We start from the raw sequence: 18877 nt of genomic DNA, 5'->3' as shown, positions 1-18877 counted from the left end.
GGCATAGCTTTTTTATATTAAATCATTAAAATATCTCGAATTTCTTCCTCTGTGATTGAGGACAATTTCCCTTCTCCCGGCTCAATCACTTCAGCGATTAAATTTTTCTTACTTTCTTGCAGTTCATGCATTTTCTCCTCAATTGTTCCCTGAGCTACTAGCTTTATAACTTGCACTGTATTTTTTTGTCCCATTCGATACGCTCTATCGGCCGCTTGTTGTTCAACAGCTGGATTCCACCATAAATCGTATAATATTACTGTATCTGCACCAGTTAAATTAAGTCCGGTACCACCAGCTTTTAAAGAAATGAGAAATAGATCTCCTTCTCCTTCGTTAAACCGATCGCACAGCTCTACACGTTCCTGCGCTGGTGTACTCCCGTCTAAATAAAAGTATGGAATTGCTTGTCGATTTAACTCACGACCAATAATGGAAAGCATCTTCGTAAATTGAGAAAAAATTAATATTCTCTTCCCTGTACTTCTACATTCCTCTAAAATCTCTAACAGTTGTTCAAATTTAGCTGAACTTCCTTTGTAATCATCAACAAATAAAGCAGGATGACAACAAATTTGTCGCAATCTCGTTAAACCAGCTAAAATTCTAATTTTATTTTTACGTAACGTATCTTTGTCTAAATGCTTTAACGTTTCTTCCCTTAGCTTCGCTAAATAAGCAGCATAGAGACTCTTTTGATCGGGTAATAACTCCGATGATTGTAAGTGCTCTATTTTCTCTGGCAACTCATTTAATACGTCCCCTTTTAATCGTCTTAATACGAATGGTTTCACTCGCTTCGCTATATCTTCACGCCTTAAATCACCGAACTCTTTTCTTCCTGGTAATAATTCTGGGAAGACGACATGGAAGATAGACCATAGCTCTTCTAATGAATTTTCTACAGGTGTACCCGTTAGCCCAAAACGGTATTCAGCTTGAATTGTTTTCACAGCTCTTGCCGTTTGCGTTGTAGGGTTTTTAAACGCCTGCGCTTCATCAAGGAATAGTGTATGAAATGGTCTTGCATATAATCTTATATCTCTTCTCAGTAATGGATATGACGTAATTACGACATCAAATTCCGTTATATCTTTCAAAATTTTCCGGCGCTCTGCTTGGTTTCCATCTGCAATAACTGCTCTAATATGCGGGGCGAATTTTTTCAATTCACTAAACCAATTATAAACAAGAGATGATGGTGAAACGACTAATATAGGTAGTTTCTTTTCTCGAATCTCAGGCAAAACAGAATCTATAAAAGCAATGCTTTGCAACGTTTTTCCAAGTCCCATATCATCTGCTAAAATACCGCCAAAACGGTAATGAGCAAGTGTTTTCATCCATTCGAACCCATATACTTGATACTTTCTCATTTCTGCATTTAAAGTATTTGGCACAGCAAACTTTAATTTTTTCGGGTTTTGAATGTTTTCTACTAACTCTTGAACAGAATCATCTAAACTTAAAACATTGCCTTCATGAAGTCCGTTCATCCATTTTACACTCCGAATAAGTGGAACATTTACCTCTTCTCCATGTAAAAATTCTTTCCGAATACCTGATTCTTTTATAAACTGATTAATTTCATTAAACTCTTTACTCTCTAGCGATAAAAACGAACCGTTCGCCAATCGATAATATTTACGTTTCTCTTCAAGGGCCGCTAATACACCTTTAATTTCTGCTTCTGGTATTCCTTTTATATCAAAACGAAATGACAACCAATCAATTCTTTCTTTTCTTCTCACTGTAATAAGAGGAACTGCATCCCCTTTACTAATTCGCAATTTGATTGCTGTCGTCGCATAAATATCAACTAAACCTTTTAATGTTGGCACGACGTGATATAAAAAGTTATACTCAGCTTCTTCATTATGCATAAAGTAACCGCCTTCTGTTTTTGCAAAGGCACTTTCACTCATAATGTCTAAAATCTCTTTTTCCTTTTTCTCATCACGATTAAAAACAGACGGCTGTCCATCCTCTTCTAGCGGATTAATCATGACGTTCCCATAGTGAAATTCAAGACCTGCTAATAAGCGACTTTTCACGCGGTCTAAATACAATTTCGCTTTTAGCGAAGGTGTTTCAACACGATCCGATATTACTTCATCAATGTGTACAGTTCCGAGCTTCATTAATCCTGGTACAACTTTCGCGACGAAATGTTCCATCTTACTTTCTGGAATATAAAACTGATTACTATTTGAGCGACTCATCATCTTTTGTAATTCAATAAGTCGCATACAATCTTCAATGTGTAAGTGGTATAATTTCCCATCGTAAAGTGCATTGTTATACATATCCATAACTTGTACACGATTTAAACCATCTATATGAAGTGTAAATCCGCCATTATTTCCCTTCGTAAATTCAAAGTGTAACGGCAACAAACCTTTTGAAACTTGTAATCCCTGAAACAGTTGTTCATTTTGTTTCAGCTGTACATATTCAACTTTAGAAAGTGAAGAGAGCATATCCTTCCACGAAGCTGGCGGTATAAATATCATACTTTCATCTTGTTTCGCATGTACTTCTAGCGTATCTTCATACATTTTTTCATTATGATACATTTTAATGAGCTGCTGAATAATTGCATCCGTTTCTTGTTTAAAACTATGTACATCTGGTGTATATGTAAATTCATTTGAACAATGAAAAGATTCCCTTTTCTCCACCTTAGAAAGAAATTCTCTAATATGATTTATGAAATACACTTTGGCAAGTTTCAATTGAATTCCAAGAAGAGCCCCACCACTTCTCGTAGCAACTGGTGTACATATAAACTCAATATCTAATATTTCACGTGTATCAAAACGGTGTTGTTTACTTTTTGGCCTCAGTGGTTTATCTGCAAACAGCTGAAACATACCACTTGTCAATTGATCATTTCTGTTACTAGCGGAGCTCATTCCACCTGTTTGTTGATTATAGTTTATTTGTATTAATACTGCTGCAACATGTTGACAGTACGTTTGAAAAGACGCTAATGAAGGACAACTACATTTTGCAACAACATCACCCTTTTTAGCTTTTTCTACTGTAACATGGAATTCCTCGTTCCCTTTTACTGTCGCCTCACAAATTTCTTTATTTTCATCATAATGATTTATTATCACTTTATTTGATTTATAATAGGCTTCACCTCTTTTATATGAGGTCTCTCCGCACACTTCTTTAATAATCGATTTATTCAATGTGAAACTCATCGCTTTGACACTTCCTTAATATAAAACCATTTTCTCTTACTTAACATTTTACATGCTCCACGAGAAAATATAAAATGTTGATTTAACAAAAAAAGATGCTTATTTATAAGCATCTTCTTCACTCTATCTCCATCAACCTCTTCGCCTCAAAATACAACACTTGAATAAACTTCTTCGTATTGATTCGCGTATGACCAGAAGATGCGAGTTCATCTTTCGTCATTTCTGTCATCCGTTTTCTAACTACGGTAAAATCGAAAAATTTTGGAGCATAGCTTTCAAATTTTGGATTTGAAAAGTCTGTTAATCCTAAAGAAGCCAAATGATTTAACGACTGATAAATAGCTCGACGTACTCTTTGTTCAGACGCTTTTTTCTCTTTATCAATATCCGCATCTAAAGCTAAATCCCCTAATTTCCTTATCGTAATATGATGGAAAATTTCTTTTAACGCAGGAAAGCCAAACTCAAATGTCTGTGTCTTTTCTTGACCATATAAATATTCCAGCATACTAAGTAAATCTTTACTTCCATTCTCTCCCGCAATACCGAGTTCTGATAGTAAAAAGCGCCCTAAATCCCCTATCTTTTTTCCTTCTTGCACTGGTTCAGTACGCAATTGCGGTTTTTCCCACTGAAACACGTTATTCAATGATTTTTGAATATCGTGTATAGAACGCTCCAATCTAATACGCTCCATCACTTTGCGTACAACCGATACAACTTCGATTTTATTCAATGGTTTTGTAATATAATATTCTACACCAAGTGTATATGCCTCACCTATAAGCTGCTTCGATTCCACTTGAGAAATCATAATGATTTTCCCCGTGAAAGTTGACGCAATGTGACGAACTGTTTCAATTCCGTCCCTCATCGGCATCAACAAATCAATAAATAAAATATCTACTTTTTTAAAATTTAGTTGATCCGCCTCAATAAAAGCTCCGTCATCCGCCTCACCAATTACTTCTCCAAGATCTCCATCTTCAATAATTTGCGAAAGCATCGAACGGAAAACTTCATCATCGTCTACGATATAATAAAACAAATCTATTCCCCTTCCCGCTTTAAACTACCCTCCGGTAAACAAACGATAAACTTACATCCTCTTTTATTTTCTCGGCCTTCTAATCTCACTTCTCCGCCTAGCTCTGTTACCATTTCATTTATGTAAGAAAGCCCAATACCAGTTGACGGTGTTCCCGTTTGATCATACTTGGAAGTAAACCCTGGCTTAAATACTAATTTCTTATACTTTTGTGCAATACCAGGTCCATCGTCAATTACTTCAAAAAATATATGTTGATCTCTTTTATATAGCTTAATAATAACGACACCTTTATCTTCAATTGCTTCAACTGCATTTGCAGCGAGGTTATTAAAAATTGATAGAACTGTATACACGTGATATGCAGCATGTTCACCTTCTATATGTTTAGAAAAACGTATATCCTTTTCTAGCATTTCAGCATACTTCTCGTTTATTCTAACAATCATTTCTGCTAACTCATGTCCTTCTACATATTCAGCCACATTTTTATCTAATAACAGTTTAGATAATCCTGCAAATATCCTTTGATTATCCTTTTTTATTTCATGCACTTCCCCCGCTATTTTCAATGCTGTTTTACTACTTGAATCAGCGCTTACTTGTAAATTTCGATATAGTTGATATGCTTCTTGTGTAATTAACTCCGCATTTTGTAACGTCTTTTTCAAATGAACAGATTCCACATATAAATTAGAAAGATGCATTAACATATTTTCATTTTCTTTTCGAACTTGCGATTCTTTTAATTTCGTTTCATATAAATTCATCATATTTAAAAAACCAAGTGCAAAGAAACTACGAAAAATAGCAATAATGATGAGTTTATTTACTTCAGAAATCGTTATTGTTGTACCTAGTACTAACATGTGATAAAACGCAAGTTCTGACATACTTGCAACAATTTCAATTGAAATTCCAAGGCATCCAATAATGATTGGTTTCTGATGGAACTTATTTACCCTGCAAAGCGAAAAAAAACTGCCATAAATAAAATAATAGAAGAACACAGGATAACGCAAATAAAATGATTCTGTCATATGAAATGAACCTTGCATGATCCAGTCAAGACATACTCGGAATAAGACTACAGATATACCAACAAGAATACCTGCAACTCCTGCTGGTACTCTTCTTAAAAATAATAATAAAAAGAAGAATAGCGGTGTACCGAAGCTAACTCGAAACGTATCATTAAAGGGATGAAAGTTCAGCTCCCCAGCAATCGGAACAACGACCATTAATATAATTAAAAGGGACATATCTTTCTTCCATAATTGATTCCAATTCAAAGGTGACACTTCCTATACTTTTTTTCAGTAGTAAAAGCGAAAGCCCGCTTATTGTTATAAACGGGCTTTTTTTCTATATTCTAACCTTTTCTACCGCTTTTATTTGGCGATACTCTGGCTTCCACATTGCTTCTTTCACTGCCATCTTGATATCGTTATCACTTAAGTTCACTCTTGCAACACCTTCTGCAACTGCAACTTTAGCTACTTCAATTGCAACCATTTCTGAGATATTACGTAATTCTTCGACCTCTGGTAAAATAGGTGCTCCTGGCTGACTTGTATCTACCATACTTGCAACTGCTTCAGCAGCTGCTGCGAACATTCCATCCGTCATGACGCTTGCTCGTACTACAATTGTTCCAAGACCAAGCCCTGGGAAAATCAGTGCATTATTTGATTGTCCAATCACATACGTTACACCGTTATATGTAACTGGTTCAAATGGACTTCCTGTTGCAACTAACGCTCTTCCTTCTGTCCACTCGATTAAATCTGCTGGTTTTGCTTCAGCAAGTGGCGTCGGATTCGACATTGGTAAAATGATTGGTCTTTCTACGTGAGAAGCCATTTCTTTAATAATCTCTTCTTTAAATGCACCTGCAACAGTAGATGTGCCAATTAAAATTGTCGGTTTTACATGTTTCACAACTTCAGCAAGTCCGATCACATCATTTTGCTTCCACTCACTTACTTCTGCTTCTTTTCTTGCGTACGGAATTTGGAAATCAAGAAGATCTTCCATATTATCTGTAACTAACCCGTTACGATCAATACACCAGAAACGCTTATATGATTCTTCTTCAGATACGCCTACGCGGACCATCGCATCTCTAACTTGATCTGCGATACCGATTCCAGCCGTACCAGCACCAAATACAACAACGCGGTGTTCACTTAGCGGTACACCAGAAGCTTTCACTGCCGATAATACTGCCGCAAGTGAAACTGCACCTGTACCTTGAATATCATCATTAAACGTACAAACATCATGACGATATTTATCTAAAATTTTTCGTGCGTTACGAGAGCTAAAGTCTTCCCAATGTAAAAGTGCTTTCGGGAATTGTTTGTTTACCGCTTGTACAAACGTATCAATAAATTCATCGTAAGCTTCACCTGTTATACGAGGGTGACGATTTCCAATATAAAATGGATTGTTTAATAGCTCCTCACGGTTTGTACCTACATCTAAAATTACCGGTAATACACGACTAGGATCGATTCCAACTGCAGCAGTGTAAACAGCTAATTTTCCGATTGCGATGTTAATACCACCAACGCCCCAGTCACCAATTCCTAATATGCCTTCTCCATCTGTTACAACGACTAAATCAATGTTCTCAGCTGTTGCACCGATATTCGTGAATGCTTCTTCGATACCTGATGGATCGTTAATTGATAAATAAACACCACGTGGTTTACGATATTCATGACTATATCTTTGAATTGCTACACCGACAGTTGGTGTATATACAATCGGTAACATTTCACGTAAATGATCTGTTAATATACGATAAAATAATACTTCATTTCGATCATGTAACGCAGTTAAGTATACATTCTTTAATAAATCATCCGGCTGAGAACTAAATTGTTCGTATGCTCGGCGTGCCTGTTCTTCTAACGTTAAAACCGCTGGCGGTAATAACCCTTTTAAACCTAACTCTTTTCTTTCATTTTGTGTGAAAGCTACCCCTTTATTTAAAAGTGGTGTTGATAATACTTCTGCTCCTCTTAATGTTGTTTCTAATGCACCATTAGAAGCTACTGTAAACTTGCTCATAACATCCCTACCTCTATTCATATATAGCATTTCTATATTGTAAACAAAAAAGAGGGGATTGTCCCCCTCTTCTTTTAATTTTTCTTTAAAAGAGTTGCTCCTGCAATCCCTGGGTGTGTCATTTCGAATGGATCTAGAATTAACTCTAAGTCTTCTTGTGACAATACACCATTTTTCACACAAAGTTCTCGAACGGATTGGCCTGTTGCAATTGCTTCTTTCGCAACGCGAGCTGCTGCTTCATAACCGATATGAGGGTTCACGGCTGTAATAATTCCTACACTTTTCTCAACATACTCTTTTAAGCGATCTTCATTCGCTTCAATTCCTTTTAAGCAATTATCTGTAAAGGCACGGAAACCGTTATTCATAATGCTAATCGATTGCAGTAAGTTGAAAACAAGTACTGGTTCCATCACGTTTAATTCTAATTGTCCTGCTTCTGAAGCAAGGCAAATTGTATGATCATTACCTATTACTTGGAACGCAATTTGATTAATAACTTCTGGCATAACAGGGTTTACTTTCCCTGGCATAATAGATGAACCTGGTTGACGAGCTGGTAACATAATTTCCGCTAAACCAACACGCGGACCTGATGCCATTAAGCGAAGGTCATTCGCAATTTTAGACATATTCATCATACATACTTTAAGCGCTGCAGATACTTCAGTATAAGCATCCGTATTTTGCGTCGCATCTACTAAATCTTCTGCACCAACAAGCGGTAATTCACTAATTGCAGCTAAATGTTTTACAACTGCTTCAATATATTCTGGATCTGCATTTAAGCCTGTACCAACTGCAGTTGCCCCCATATTTACTTCATATAAATGTTGACGCGATTGTTGAATTCGTTTCATATCACGTTCAAGTACACGAGAGTACGCTTTAAACTCTTGTCCAAGGCGAATTGGCACCGCATCTTGTAAATGTGTACGACCCATTTTAATAACATGGTCAAACTGTTCGGCTTTTAATTCAAATACATCATGCATATAACCCATCGTTTGTAATAAGCCTTCTAATGCATTTAACGTCGCGATATGAATCGCCGTTGGGAATGCATCATTTGTTGATTGGGCCATATTTACATGGCTATTTGGACTAATATAATGATAGTCTCCCTTTTCCATTCCTAATAATTCAAGAGCACGATTGGCAATGACTTCATTTGCATTCATGTTCATTGAAGTACCCGCTCCGCCTTGGATTGGATCTACGATGAAATGATCATGCCATTTTCCATCAAGAATTTCTTGAGCAGCTTCTGCGATCGCACCGCCCTTGTTTAATTCCAATCTTCCTACATCTGTATTCGCAAGCGCTGCTGCTTTTTTTACAACTGCGAACGCTTTAATTAAACCTTCATGGATTTTGTATCCTGTAATTGGGAAGTTTTCAACTGCACGCATTGTTTGTACGCCGTAGTATGCATAGTTTGGTACTTCTTTTTCACCTAAAAAATCTTTTTCAATTCGAACACCATTTTTAACTTCAGTTAATGTTGCCATGATTATTCACTCCTTAACGATTTCTTATGCTGCTTTTGTTTCTTTGACTGTTTCTACATATTGTTTTGCTTTCTCATTATCGAATTCGCCTTCCCACTTCGACATAACAATGGCCGCTAATGCATTTCCTAATACATTGACAGATGAGCGAATCATATCTAAAATGCGGTCAATTCCCGCAATTAATGCGATACCTTCTAGTGGTAACCCCATTGAACCTAACGTTGCTAATACAACAACGAACGATGCACCTGGAACTCCCGCCATACCTTTAGATGTTAACATGAGAACGAATAATAACGTTATTTGCTCCGTTAGTGACATGTGCACACCGTACATTTGTGCAACAAACAATGCCGCTAACGCTTGATAAATAGCCGATCCAGTCAAGTTAAATGTATAACCTGTCGGAATTACGAAAGAGGCAACTGCCTTTGGACAACCGAACTCTTCCATTTTTCTCATTATATTAGGTAAAACAGCTTCTGAACTTGCTGTCGTAAATGAAAGAATCAATTCTTCTTTTAAAATTTTCATTAATGTAAAAATGTTTACTCCAACCATTCGTGCATTAATACCTAATACAATCACAACGAATAGTATAACAGTTACGTATACAGCTAGCACTAGTTTTCCTAGCGGAAGTAGTGTTGCTACACCAAATTTTGCAACCGTAACGGCAATTAATGCGAATACACCAAATGGTGCAAATTTCATAACTTGATTTGTAACCCAAAACATGGCTTCGAGTACGCCTTCAAAAAAGTTAAAGACAGGCTTTCCTTTTTCCCCAATTGCCGCAACTCCTAAGCCGAATAATACTGAGAAGAATATAATCGATAATAGGTCACCTTGTGCAATCGATTCAAATACGTTTTTCGGTACAATGTGAACAATTGTCTCAGCAAAACCTTTCTTCTCTGTTGCATCTGCAGTTTGTTTATAAGAAGAAATATCACTTTGCTGTAAATTACTCATATCAACACCAGTACCTGGTTGGAATATATTCGCTGCAAGTAATCCCATTAAAATAGCAATCGTCGTAATAATTTCGAAATAAAGAATTGTCTTACCACCCAGTTTCCCAAGCTTCTTCATATCTCCTACACCAGCTACTGCAACAATTAATGCTGAAATAACAATTGGTACTACAATCATCTTAATTAAGTGAATAAATATATCCCCAATTGGTGTGATATAAGAAATCGCCGTTTTATTGCCATAAAAGACTGCCCCTACTACAATCCCTAAAACAAGCGCGACAAAAATTTGTGTTGCCAATCCGAATTTTTTCATTTATGTTCATCCCCTTCATGCGAACGCTTTCAATTTGAATTTATAAAAGCTACTCACACATCTTATAAGCGAACCTACAAAATCATACAAAAACCTACAAGTTCGTCACAAAAAATTCAAATATTTTTCTTCTTTTTTTCATTGACACCATTTTGTTAAAAAACGATAAAATAAACTTGATAAGTAATCAGATTGTTTCGTATAATCAAAAAGATATATACTTAAAACAAATCAAAATGAAAAGGAGTGGATGTTATGAAAAACTATACAAAGCAATTCGTCCTATCTTCTTCTTTTCTTTTTCATTTTCTTAAAAAGGAACAAAGGCATTCGCCTTTGTTCCTTTTTTATTGCGATCTATATAGGGGGAATTGTTATGAGGCCATATAAACGTGTCTTAATTAAATTAAGCGGCGGTGCACTTGCCGATCAAACTGGAAATAGCTTTAACTCCAAACGATTAGAACATATCGCAAACGAAATTTTATCCATTGTTGATTTAGGTATCGAAGTATCCATCGTCATCGGTGGCGGTAACATTTTTAGGGGGCATCTAGCTGAAGAGTGGGGAATTGATCGCGTAGAAGCTGATAATATCGGTACACTAGGTACAATCATTAACAGCTTAATGCTTCGCGGTGTTTTAACAAGTAAAACAAATAGAGAAGTACGCGTTATGACGTCCATTCCATTTAATGCAGTAGCTGAACCATACATTCGCTTACGTGCAGTCCACCATTTAGATAACGGCTATATCGTTATCTTTGGAGGCGGAAACGGGCAACCGTTCGTGACAACAGATTATCCAAGTGTACAAAGGGCTATTGAAATGAATAGTGATGCCATATTAGTCGCAAAACAAGGTGTCGATGGTGTTTTTACAAGTGATCCAAAGCATAACAAATCAGCAAAAATGTACAGCAAACTAAACTATAATGATGTCGTTAGACAAAATATACAAGTCATGGATCAAGCGGCATTACTGCTTGCCCGGGACTATAATTTACCAGCACATGTCTTTAACTTTGATGAGCCTGGAGTGATGAAAAAAATATGTTTAGGTGAACATGTGGGGACGTTGATTAATGATGATGTTACGATGCTGGTGCATGAAAAATAATGATTTCCCACCAAAAAGGGTGCCTTTTGTAGGCACCCTTTCCTAATCCATCATCACAAATAGAACTCAACCAATCCCGCCACTTTCTCCTTACAACGCTCCCAAAAAGATAACTTTTCAAAAAACTCTTTCGTCATTTCTTTCGAATCATGAAAATCCTCTGTTAACGCCTTATTAACTTGTCCTACAATAGGACCACCATAAATATAAAAATTCATTTCATCATTTATATTGAAGCTACGCGAAGTAAAGTTTGTTGTACCAATAACGGTTAATTCATTATCAATAAGCATTAATTTGCCATGGAACATTCCTTTTTTATACCCATATACAGTAATCCCATTATTAACAGCTTGACGTATGTATGGATACGCCGCTTCTTTTATAAGAGGTAGATCTGGTTTATATGACCAAAGTATTTTTACTGTAACACCACGCTTTTGTGCTGCGATTAAAGCATTCATGGACTCTTTATTTTTTGCTATAAAATACGGCGTTGCAATTACAATGGAGTGCTGAGCTTGTTTTATGAGCTCTATATATTTTTCAGCAACGTAATGCCCATTGTAACTAGTCATAGTATGTAATGTATTCCCTTTACTAGCTTTATTCGTACTCCTCTTTATCTCTTCTTTCGTATCTCGTTTCCAATCTAAAGCGAATTGCTGTTCTAAATCTTTTGCTCCTTCTCCTTTAAGCCGTACATGATAATCACGCCAATATCCAAATCGCTTATCTTTCCCTAAGTACTCATCTCCTATATTAAATCCGCCTGTATAGCCAATATCCCCATCAATCGTCGTAATACGGCGATGATTACGATGGTGAAGTGAATAAAATCCGAATGGCAATGCAGGTTTTCTACTATATGTAAAATGCACACCACTTTCCCGCAATTCATTTATCATCTTTCTTTCAAATGATAAATCATTAATGCGATCAACTGATAAATAGACGTTTACTCCTTCTTTTGCTTTCTCTTTTAATAAGTTTAAAAAAGTATGACTACTTTTATCATCCGACAAAATGAAGAAATAAGTGTAGATGGAGCTTTTGGCTTCTCTTATATCAGTAAATAATTGTTTATAAAAAGACTTCCCTTCTACATATAATTGAAAGTCACTATAATGAGGCGCATACTCTGTCGGCATGTTTTTTCCAGCTTCCATTTTCCTACCTAAGGTAACATCGATATGCATACAAATTACAATAAAAACGAAAATAGCAATAATAATAGAAGTAACTCTTAATATTTTTTTAATCATTTTGGTTTCCTTCCAATCATATTCCTTACTATTTCGTAGTGTTTCATTTAAATATGTTTTCATACGAAATGTATTTCTTATTTTTATTGATACTAAACAGTTAAAGGAGATATGAATATGAGAAAAAGAAAAACTCCTATTGTTTTTATCCCAGGTCTTTTCGGTTCAATGAGCAATATTATTATTCCCGGCACTGGTAATTGGAATTTTGGACTTTCTGCATTTGTTTACGAACCATTCATCATGATGCTAGAAAGTATGGGCTACGAACGAAATAAAGACTTGTTCATCTGTTTTTATGACTGGCGGCAGCGTATTGTTCTTTCTACACAAAAATATTTATTACAAACGATTGCTTATGCTAAAAAGATTACAGGTTGCGATAAACTAAATTTAATTTGTCATAGTATGGGCGGCCTTCTTGGACGTTCTTACGTTCAAAGTGACGAATATAAAAATGATGTGAATCAACTTATAATACTCTGCACACCAAACGCTGGATCTCCACCAAATTATAGTTATTGGACTGGAGGCAGTCTCCCTATCCATGCCTCTTCTAAAATAAATATCGTTCATTTTTATATGGAACAATATATTTGTTACTTAAGCATCTTACATAAAATGAATAAAGTTGAGGCGATACACATTTACTTTCCAGGATTACAAGATGTTATTCCTTGTAAAGATTACGGAAATTATTTATTTATAAAATCCGACTCTTCTATTACATTTCTTCCTTATAGTAAGATGAAAACGAAAAACCCTTTCCTCGATATATTAAATACAAATAGATTTATTATACAAAAAAGAAATATTGAAACGACACTCATTGCCGGAGATGGAGAGGAAACAACTCAATATTTACAAGTCGTCCCTTCACATTCCAAACTGAAATGGACAGACGGCAAAGTCGTCGGTGATTTACTTACAAAACATGGTGACGGTAACGCTGTTCTACATAGCATTTTTCTTCTAGAGGGAAATAAATATGTTTTGCATGCTTCACATAACGAAGTGCTCTACAAAAGCATTCCTATACTACAAAAGATACTCTAAGTTTCAAACAAAAAAGGTATGGCATTAAGCCACACCTTTTCACATTAAACAAAATTTCTCGCGTCATTATTTCTTCCAAACTTATAAATAGCAATTAAGAAGAATGCAATTGCGAAAGCGAATAAAATTAAAATATTTAAATACAACTCCGAGAATGGTATTCCCTGCTGTAGTTTTGATATCGTATCTAACAACCAGCGCTGCGGAAGAAAATTAGCTACTTTTTGTACTGCACTTGGCATAATGTCATATGGGAAATAACATCCAGCAAGTAAGCATGTTGGTACAATGATCATATTTTGCATCGCATTTGCCGATGCTGAGTTTTTCGAAAAAGCTACAAGGACTAATGATATTCCAATTGCGATTAATGCAAATAGCATTAGTACGCCCATCATCACTATGAAAGGCATATTGATATTCGTATGAAAAACATTCGTTAGGAATAGGATTGTAATCAAAATTTGTACTGTTAGTATTATGATATTTACTCCGACATTAGATAATATAAACTTCTTCCCATCTATCGGCGTTGATAATAGTCTAAAGTACGTTCTATTCTCTTTTTCTTTTAAAATATGACCTGATAAGTTCGCTGCTGAAAACAGCATAAACATAATAAGGTAACCCATCGTTTGATTTGTCATATCTTTATTTTTCGAAGTATCTTCTAGCGTCTCAGTTTTCATTTTAAATGAACTTTTTTGATACCCTGCGTACATATTGTCGAATGTGCTTTGATCTGTTCCGGCTACTTTACTAATAGCTGCTATATTATCAATATAATTATATAAATATGATTTTATAAATCCTGTTACTTGATCACCTTTAATCGATGAAATTTCAATATGCTCTGGTTTCCCTTCTCGAACACTTTTTGAAAAACCAGAATCTAATGTAATAACTCCATCAAGTTTTTTGGAAGTGAGTTTATCTTCTATTTGAGACTCCTTAACCTTACTCACATTCACATGATTTAATCCTTCTAAAAACTTTATCGTATCATTTGCTATCGGCTCATTTTCTTTATTTACAATCCCGATATTTAACGTTCCTTGCCCTGCATTTCCGTATATCGAGAAGGAAATGAGCGTCCCTATTATCGGCAAGCTAATTATAATTAGTAAACTTTTTTTATTTTTCAAAAGCACAGATAACGTTTTTTGTATGAGCCATAAAATATCCTTCATACTATAGCCCCTCCCGTCTACGTAATGCAATAATTGCAATTAATAAAAAGAGTGCTGAAATTCCAATGTTTAAAGAAATGACTGGTAGTGCTGCCCCTACATCATTTGCATAAATAATTTTCATAACAGCTGTATTTGCCCAAGTTAATGGCGATAAATTCGTAACGAAATTTTCTTCTACTACGAAATATGCACCTCCAAAAATAGAAGCTAATTGCACAACAACCATAATAATTGCCCTAGACGCTTCAGCTGTTTTCGTGATATATCCGATTCCTAAACCGAAGCTAATTGCTAGAAAGACTTGTGTTAATAAAATAAGAAATATGATTCCAAGATGGTCGCCCCAATTCGCTTGAAAAACAAATTTACTAAATAACATGACGAGTAATATGCACAGGGCATTTGCTACTAGGCTACCAAGTACTTTTCCAATGAATATTTCAGCTTTACTTATAGGTGCAGCAATGAGACGATCTCCTGTTTTACGTATTCGTTCTCCTCGAATTAAAGAACTCGCTCCCATCGCAGCATACAGTGCAATCATCGTTGTCATTACAACCGCATAGTAATCCATAGAACCTGGTTTTTTCGCAGCTTGTAAAGATGTTTCTTTTATATAATCATTATGATTTCCATTTGAAATAACTGCGCTCACCTTAGTAGGATCAACTTTTGCAACTTCGGCCGCTACATTGTACTTATCAACAAATGTTGTAAGCATGCCTTCCACAATACTTCCCTCAATACTACTTTTGTCACTTCCGTAAAATTTTGCACCATCTTTATTTAACTCTACATAAGCAGCATATTTATTTTGCTTCACTTCTTCTTTCCCATCTATACTGCCGGAAGCTTTTTTAAAATGAATACCCGATTTATCAACTTCTTTCGTAAATGCTGCAAACGATTGAGAAAGTGTACTACTCGCTTCATCTTTATATAGCACTTGTATATCCTTAATCGATTGACTATCACTATTAAATGCATTCGTTAACGCTGTTCCTAATACAAGCATAAGAACAATCGGAAATGCTAACATAAAAACTAAAGTTCTTACGTCTCTGAAATCTCTTTTAATATGCATAACTGCAATATTGAAGATGTTCAATTGATGAACCTCCCTTTACCTTTTCTTCATTTTCATTTTATTTATCGCGTAAGTTTCGTCCAGTCAACGTAAGGAATACTGTTTCTAAGTTCGGAGCCTGCTCCTCTAACGAGCGGATTTCAATATCATGATTAATGAAGTGCTGAATAATTTTATTTAAATTGTTTACTCCTGCATCCGAGTTTACTTTAATTACGTTCTCTTCAATTTGAACAGCTTTCACACCGTTTATCTCTTTTAACTGTTCTACATCTAAATTTTCCACTGACTTCACTTCAACCCAAATATCTTTCGTATCTGTAATAATCGCTTTTAACTGTTCTTTCGTACCTTCTGCAATCACTTTACCGTGATCTACAATTGCTATTTTCGTACAAATCTCTTCTACTTCTTCCATGTAGTGGCTCGTGTAAATAATAGTGCTTCCCATTTCATTTAACTTCCGGACAGACTGAAGAATATAGTTTCTTGACTGCGGATCAATTCCAACTGTCGGTTCATCCATAATAATTAACTTCGGTCTATGTGCAATTGCACAAGCAATATTCAATCTTCGTTTCATCCCGCCAGAAAAGTTTTTCGGATAACTTTTATGTTTATCGCTAAGCCCCACAAATTGCAGTGCTTCCTCCACTCTCGCTTTTAGCTCAACTCCTCTTAATCCGTACAACCCAGCAAAGAATTTCACATTTTCATAGGCAGTTAACTCTTCATAAATCGCAATATCTTGCGGAACGATACCGATATTCATCTTCGCAAATCGGTTATGTTTCTTTATATTTTTTCCTAGTATGCTAATTTCGCCTTCATTACTTCTTAACAAACCAGCAATCATATTAATCGTTGTACTCTTACCAGCACCATTCGATCCTAAAAAGCCAAATATTTCTCCTTCTTTAATAGATAAAGACATATTATCAACTGCGATGAAATCACCAAATTTTTTCGTTAAATTTTTAATTTCTAATGTATTCATCATTTCACCCCTATTTCGGTTTCTCTGCTTTTAGTATAAACAAAAAGAATGAACCTGCTCAGTGCAGAAGTTCATTCTTTTCACATGAGATTATTCACTTTTTTCATATGAGATGATTCATCCTCATATCGGCAACAACATTGTTACTGCAAAACCACTTGTTCCATCTACAATAATTTTTCCGTTTACTGACGCTGTTCGCTCCTCCATCCCCATAATCCCGAGACCTTTCTTAACGAGAACCGCACCTTTTCCGTTATCCTTCACTTGTACTTTCACCATCTTGTTAAGTACATGAATATCAATTGAGATGACTGTCGCATCAGCATACTTCATCGCGTTCGTTAATGCCTCCATAACATTTTCACCAATAATTTTCCACTGTATCGGAGAAATCATATCTAAGTTCCCTTTATAAACGAAAGGAATATTCACATCATTCTTACCGGCAAATTCCTCTATGAATAATTTCATACGATGAATACCAATTTGCTCAGTTGGTGGCTTCATATTTTTCAATGTAATGCGAATACTTTCAATTCCATCTTTTGAAATGTGAATTGCATTTTGTAATAACTCCGCAGATTTTTCTTTATCTATTTCCATTAACCTCTTTGCTGCCTCCATTTGAATAAGTGCACCCGTCATCGAGTGACCAATTTTATCATGAATTTCTTGCGATAACCGATTTCTCTCTTCTAGCTTAAATGTGTATTCAGATTGTCTTATGTACTCTTTATTTTCATGTAAGCTTTTCGTAAGTCGTTGCATATCTTTTCGCATCTTATCATTTTGCGATTCAAGCTTTACTACACGCGATATATATCGATCTGCAATTGTTAAAACGAGAAAAGAAAATGCAACAATCAATCCATAAGTCATTCGAATACTTTCATCTGCAATCGTAATTGGGAGCATCATAACGACAAAGCGTGGCCAATTCTTTTCTATGTAATAGAATGTAATTTCGTATAAGTTCAAAGGTAAAAACAAAATAAAAAATGGATGAACCCTCCATGTAAATAACATAACTACGCCAATGGACATACAGATTAATATTTTTTTATACGTATCTTTTTTAAATATAGAAATCATTACGTTTACAGAGAGGTAAATAAGTAAAGTAAATATAACCCACGGTAAATTTGCTATATTTGCGTAAATATAACTAAACACAATATATAAAAAGACAATTAATTTACTTACAGTTAACCAAAATTCCATATCATTAATCTACTTTCCCTGTTAAGTAATAAATCGCAATTTGTGTGCGATGTTCAAGTCCAGTTTTCCCTAAAACTGACGTAATATAATTTGCAATTGTTCCCTCAGATATAAAAAGCTGTTTCGAAATTTCTTTATTTGAGAAACCTTTTGCAATTAATGCAATAATACTAAGCTCCCTTTCTGTGAAAAGGCTCTTATCAATTTTACATTCTTCCTCTTTACTTTCCATTAAATTAGACTTAATTTTATCGAGAATAACATCTTGCATAACAGTTTGACCGTTATAAACCCCTTTTATCGCATCACGAATACGCTCCGGATCGTTATTTTTTAATAAATAACCTTTCGCTCCATTTTTTACTGCATCCAAAATATATTCATCATCATCAAACGTCGTTAAAATAAGCGGTTTTGTTTTCGTCTCTTCACAAATGAACTTCGTCGCCTCTACACCGTTCATATTTGGCATACGAACATCTAAAAGAGCAATATCAACTTCATGCTTTTTACAATACGCTACAGCTTCTTCCCCATCATTTACAGTATCTACTACTTCAAACTCTTCGTATGTATTTAAAATAATTTTCATGCCTTCTCTAATAAAAGAGTTATCATCTGCTATTAATATTTTAATTTTCATGTTTGTTAGTATGGACCTTTCCCTACTAACATTCACATCCTTTCTCCGTGTAACATTTCCTACTTGCTCATTATATACTTCTCTTTACCATTTTTTCACACCTTTTTTCATCTAGCTCTCCCGCAAAAAATATATTATTCT

The 18877-nt window shown here is 35.2% G+C and carries 14 protein-coding genes; 2 read left to right on the top strand and 12 right to left on the bottom strand.

What is annotated here, in order from left to right:
• Positions 1 to 17: 17 nt before the first annotated feature.
• The 6 genes from ES895_RS06575 to ES895_RS06550 all read right to left on the bottom strand — a co-directional run bounded on the left by ES895_RS06575 (position 18) and on the right by ES895_RS06550 (position 10151).
• On the bottom strand, positions 18 to 3212 hold the full coding sequence (locus tag ES895_RS06575; RefSeq protein ID WP_000011065.1) for a DEAD/DEAH box helicase: 3195 nt from the start codon (positions 3210 to 3212) through the stop codon (positions 18 to 20).
• Between the two features lie 118 nt (positions 3213 to 3330).
• Positions 3331 to 4263: a response regulator gene (locus tag ES895_RS06570; RefSeq protein ID WP_135238215.1), complete on the bottom strand. Its 933-nt coding sequence runs from the start codon at positions 4261 to 4263 to the stop codon at positions 3331 to 3333.
• 2 nt (positions 4264 to 4265) lie between these two features.
• A complete protein-coding gene (locus tag ES895_RS06565) occupies positions 4266 to 5564 on the bottom strand; it encodes a sensor histidine kinase (RefSeq protein WP_002195356.1) in 1299 nt (432 codons plus the stop codon).
• Between the two features lie 64 nt (positions 5565 to 5628).
• Positions 5629 to 7341, bottom strand: a complete 1713-nt coding sequence (gene malS / locus ES895_RS06560) for an oxaloacetate-decarboxylating malate dehydrogenase (RefSeq protein ID WP_002098584.1) — start codon at positions 7339 to 7341, stop codon at positions 5629 to 5631.
• 74 nt (positions 7342 to 7415) lie between these two features.
• Complete coding sequence (aspA, locus tag ES895_RS06555) at positions 7416 to 8855, bottom strand: aspartate ammonia-lyase (RefSeq protein ID WP_000224190.1); 1440 nt, start codon at positions 8853 to 8855, stop codon at positions 7416 to 7418.
• 24 nt (positions 8856 to 8879) lie between these two features.
• Positions 8880 to 10151 (bottom strand): cation:dicarboxylate symporter family transporter, encoded by a 1272-nt coding sequence (locus ES895_RS06550; RefSeq protein ID WP_135238214.1) that lies wholly within the window; start codon positions 10149 to 10151, stop codon positions 8880 to 8882.
• 376 nt (positions 10152 to 10527) lie between these two features.
• Here ES895_RS06550 and pyrH point away from each other — a divergent pair, with 376 nt between their 5' ends.
• On the top strand, positions 10528 to 11271 hold the full coding sequence (gene pyrH, locus ES895_RS06545) for a UMP kinase (RefSeq protein ID WP_001248059.1): 744 nt from the start codon (positions 10528 to 10530) through the stop codon (positions 11269 to 11271).
• A 53-nt stretch (positions 11272 to 11324) separates the two neighbouring features.
• On the opposite strand, the gene cls is transcribed toward pyrH, so the two are convergent.
• Positions 11325 to 12536, bottom strand: coding sequence for a cardiolipin synthase (gene cls, locus ES895_RS06540; protein WP_053514234.1), 1212 nt, complete (start codon positions 12534 to 12536; stop codon positions 11325 to 11327).
• Between the two features lie 117 nt (positions 12537 to 12653).
• Here cls and ES895_RS06535 point away from each other — a divergent pair, with 117 nt between their 5' ends.
• The gene (locus ES895_RS06535) at positions 12654 to 13592 is read left to right on the top strand and encodes an esterase/lipase family protein (RefSeq protein ID WP_135238213.1); all 939 of its coding nucleotides are present in this window, start codon (positions 12654 to 12656) and stop codon (positions 13590 to 13592) included.
• A 44-nt stretch (positions 13593 to 13636) separates the two neighbouring features.
• Here ES895_RS06535 and ES895_RS06530 read toward each other — a convergent pair whose 3' ends face one another.
• The 5 genes from ES895_RS06530 to ES895_RS06510 all read right to left on the bottom strand — a co-directional run bounded on the left by ES895_RS06530 (position 13637) and on the right by ES895_RS06510 (position 18736).
• The gene (locus ES895_RS06530; RefSeq protein ID WP_000651885.1) at positions 13637 to 14782 is read right to left on the bottom strand and encodes an ABC transporter permease; all 1146 of its coding nucleotides are present in this window, start codon (positions 14780 to 14782) and stop codon (positions 13637 to 13639) included.
• Between the two features lies 1 nt (position 14783).
• Complete coding sequence (locus ES895_RS06525; protein ID WP_135238212.1) at positions 14784 to 15893, bottom strand: ABC transporter permease; 1110 nt, start codon at positions 15891 to 15893, stop codon at positions 14784 to 14786.
• A 37-nt stretch (positions 15894 to 15930) separates the two neighbouring features.
• Positions 15931 to 16869, bottom strand: a complete 939-nt coding sequence (locus tag ES895_RS06520; protein ID WP_001093831.1) for an ABC transporter ATP-binding protein — start codon at positions 16867 to 16869, stop codon at positions 15931 to 15933.
• Positions 16870 to 16992: 123 nt separating this feature from the next.
• Entirely contained in the window at positions 16993 to 18093 is a 1101-nt protein-coding gene (locus ES895_RS06515) for a sensor histidine kinase (protein ID WP_000397677.1), read from the bottom strand.
• A gap of 4 nt (positions 18094 to 18097) precedes the next feature.
• Entirely contained in the window at positions 18098 to 18736 is a 639-nt protein-coding gene (locus ES895_RS06510; protein WP_000694092.1) for a response regulator transcription factor, read from the bottom strand.
• Between the last annotated feature and the right edge of the window lie 141 nt (positions 18737 to 18877).

The organism is Bacillus sp. 007/AIA-02/001 (assembly GCF_004634455.1).
Taxonomy (GTDB): Bacteria; Bacillota; Bacilli; order Bacillales; family Bacillaceae_G; genus Bacillus_A; species Bacillus_A cereus.
Note: the sequence above shows the minus strand (reverse complement) of the source record. Positions and strands in the feature narration are given on the sequence as shown.

Coding starts and splice junctions, on each gene's coding strand:
- ES895_RS06535 (WP_135238213.1), top strand. CDS start 12,654: ATGAGAAAAAGAAAAACTCCTATTGTTTTTATCCCAGGTCTTTTCGGT.
- ES895_RS06575 (WP_000011065.1), bottom strand. CDS start 3,212: ATGAGTTTCACATTGAATAAATCGATTATTAAAGAAGTGTGCGGAGAG.
- aspA (WP_000224190.1), bottom strand. CDS start 8,855: ATGGCAACATTAACTGAAGTTAAAAATGGTGTTCGAATTGAAAAAGAT.
- ES895_RS06515 (WP_000397677.1), bottom strand. CDS start 18,093: ATGGAATTTTGGTTAACTGTAAGTAAATTAATTGTCTTTTTATATATT.
- ES895_RS06530 (WP_000651885.1), bottom strand. CDS start 14,782: ATGAAGGATATTTTATGGCTCATACAAAAAACGTTATCTGTGCTTTTG.
- ES895_RS06550 (WP_135238214.1), bottom strand. CDS start 10,151: ATGAAAAAATTCGGATTGGCAACACAAATTTTTGTCGCGCTTGTTTTA.
- ES895_RS06510 (WP_000694092.1), bottom strand. CDS start 18,736: ATGAAAATTAAAATATTAATAGCAGATGATAACTCTTTTATTAGAGAA.
- cls (WP_053514234.1), bottom strand. CDS start 12,536: ATGATTAAAAAAATATTAAGAGTTACTTCTATTATTATTGCTATTTTC.
- pyrH (WP_001248059.1), top strand. CDS start 10,528: ATGAGGCCATATAAACGTGTCTTAATTAAATTAAGCGGCGGTGCACTT.
- malS (WP_002098584.1), bottom strand. CDS start 7,341: ATGAGCAAGTTTACAGTAGCTTCTAATGGTGCATTAGAAACAACATTA.
- ES895_RS06520 (WP_001093831.1), bottom strand. CDS start 16,869: ATGAATACATTAGAAATTAAAAATTTAACGAAAAAATTTGGTGATTTC.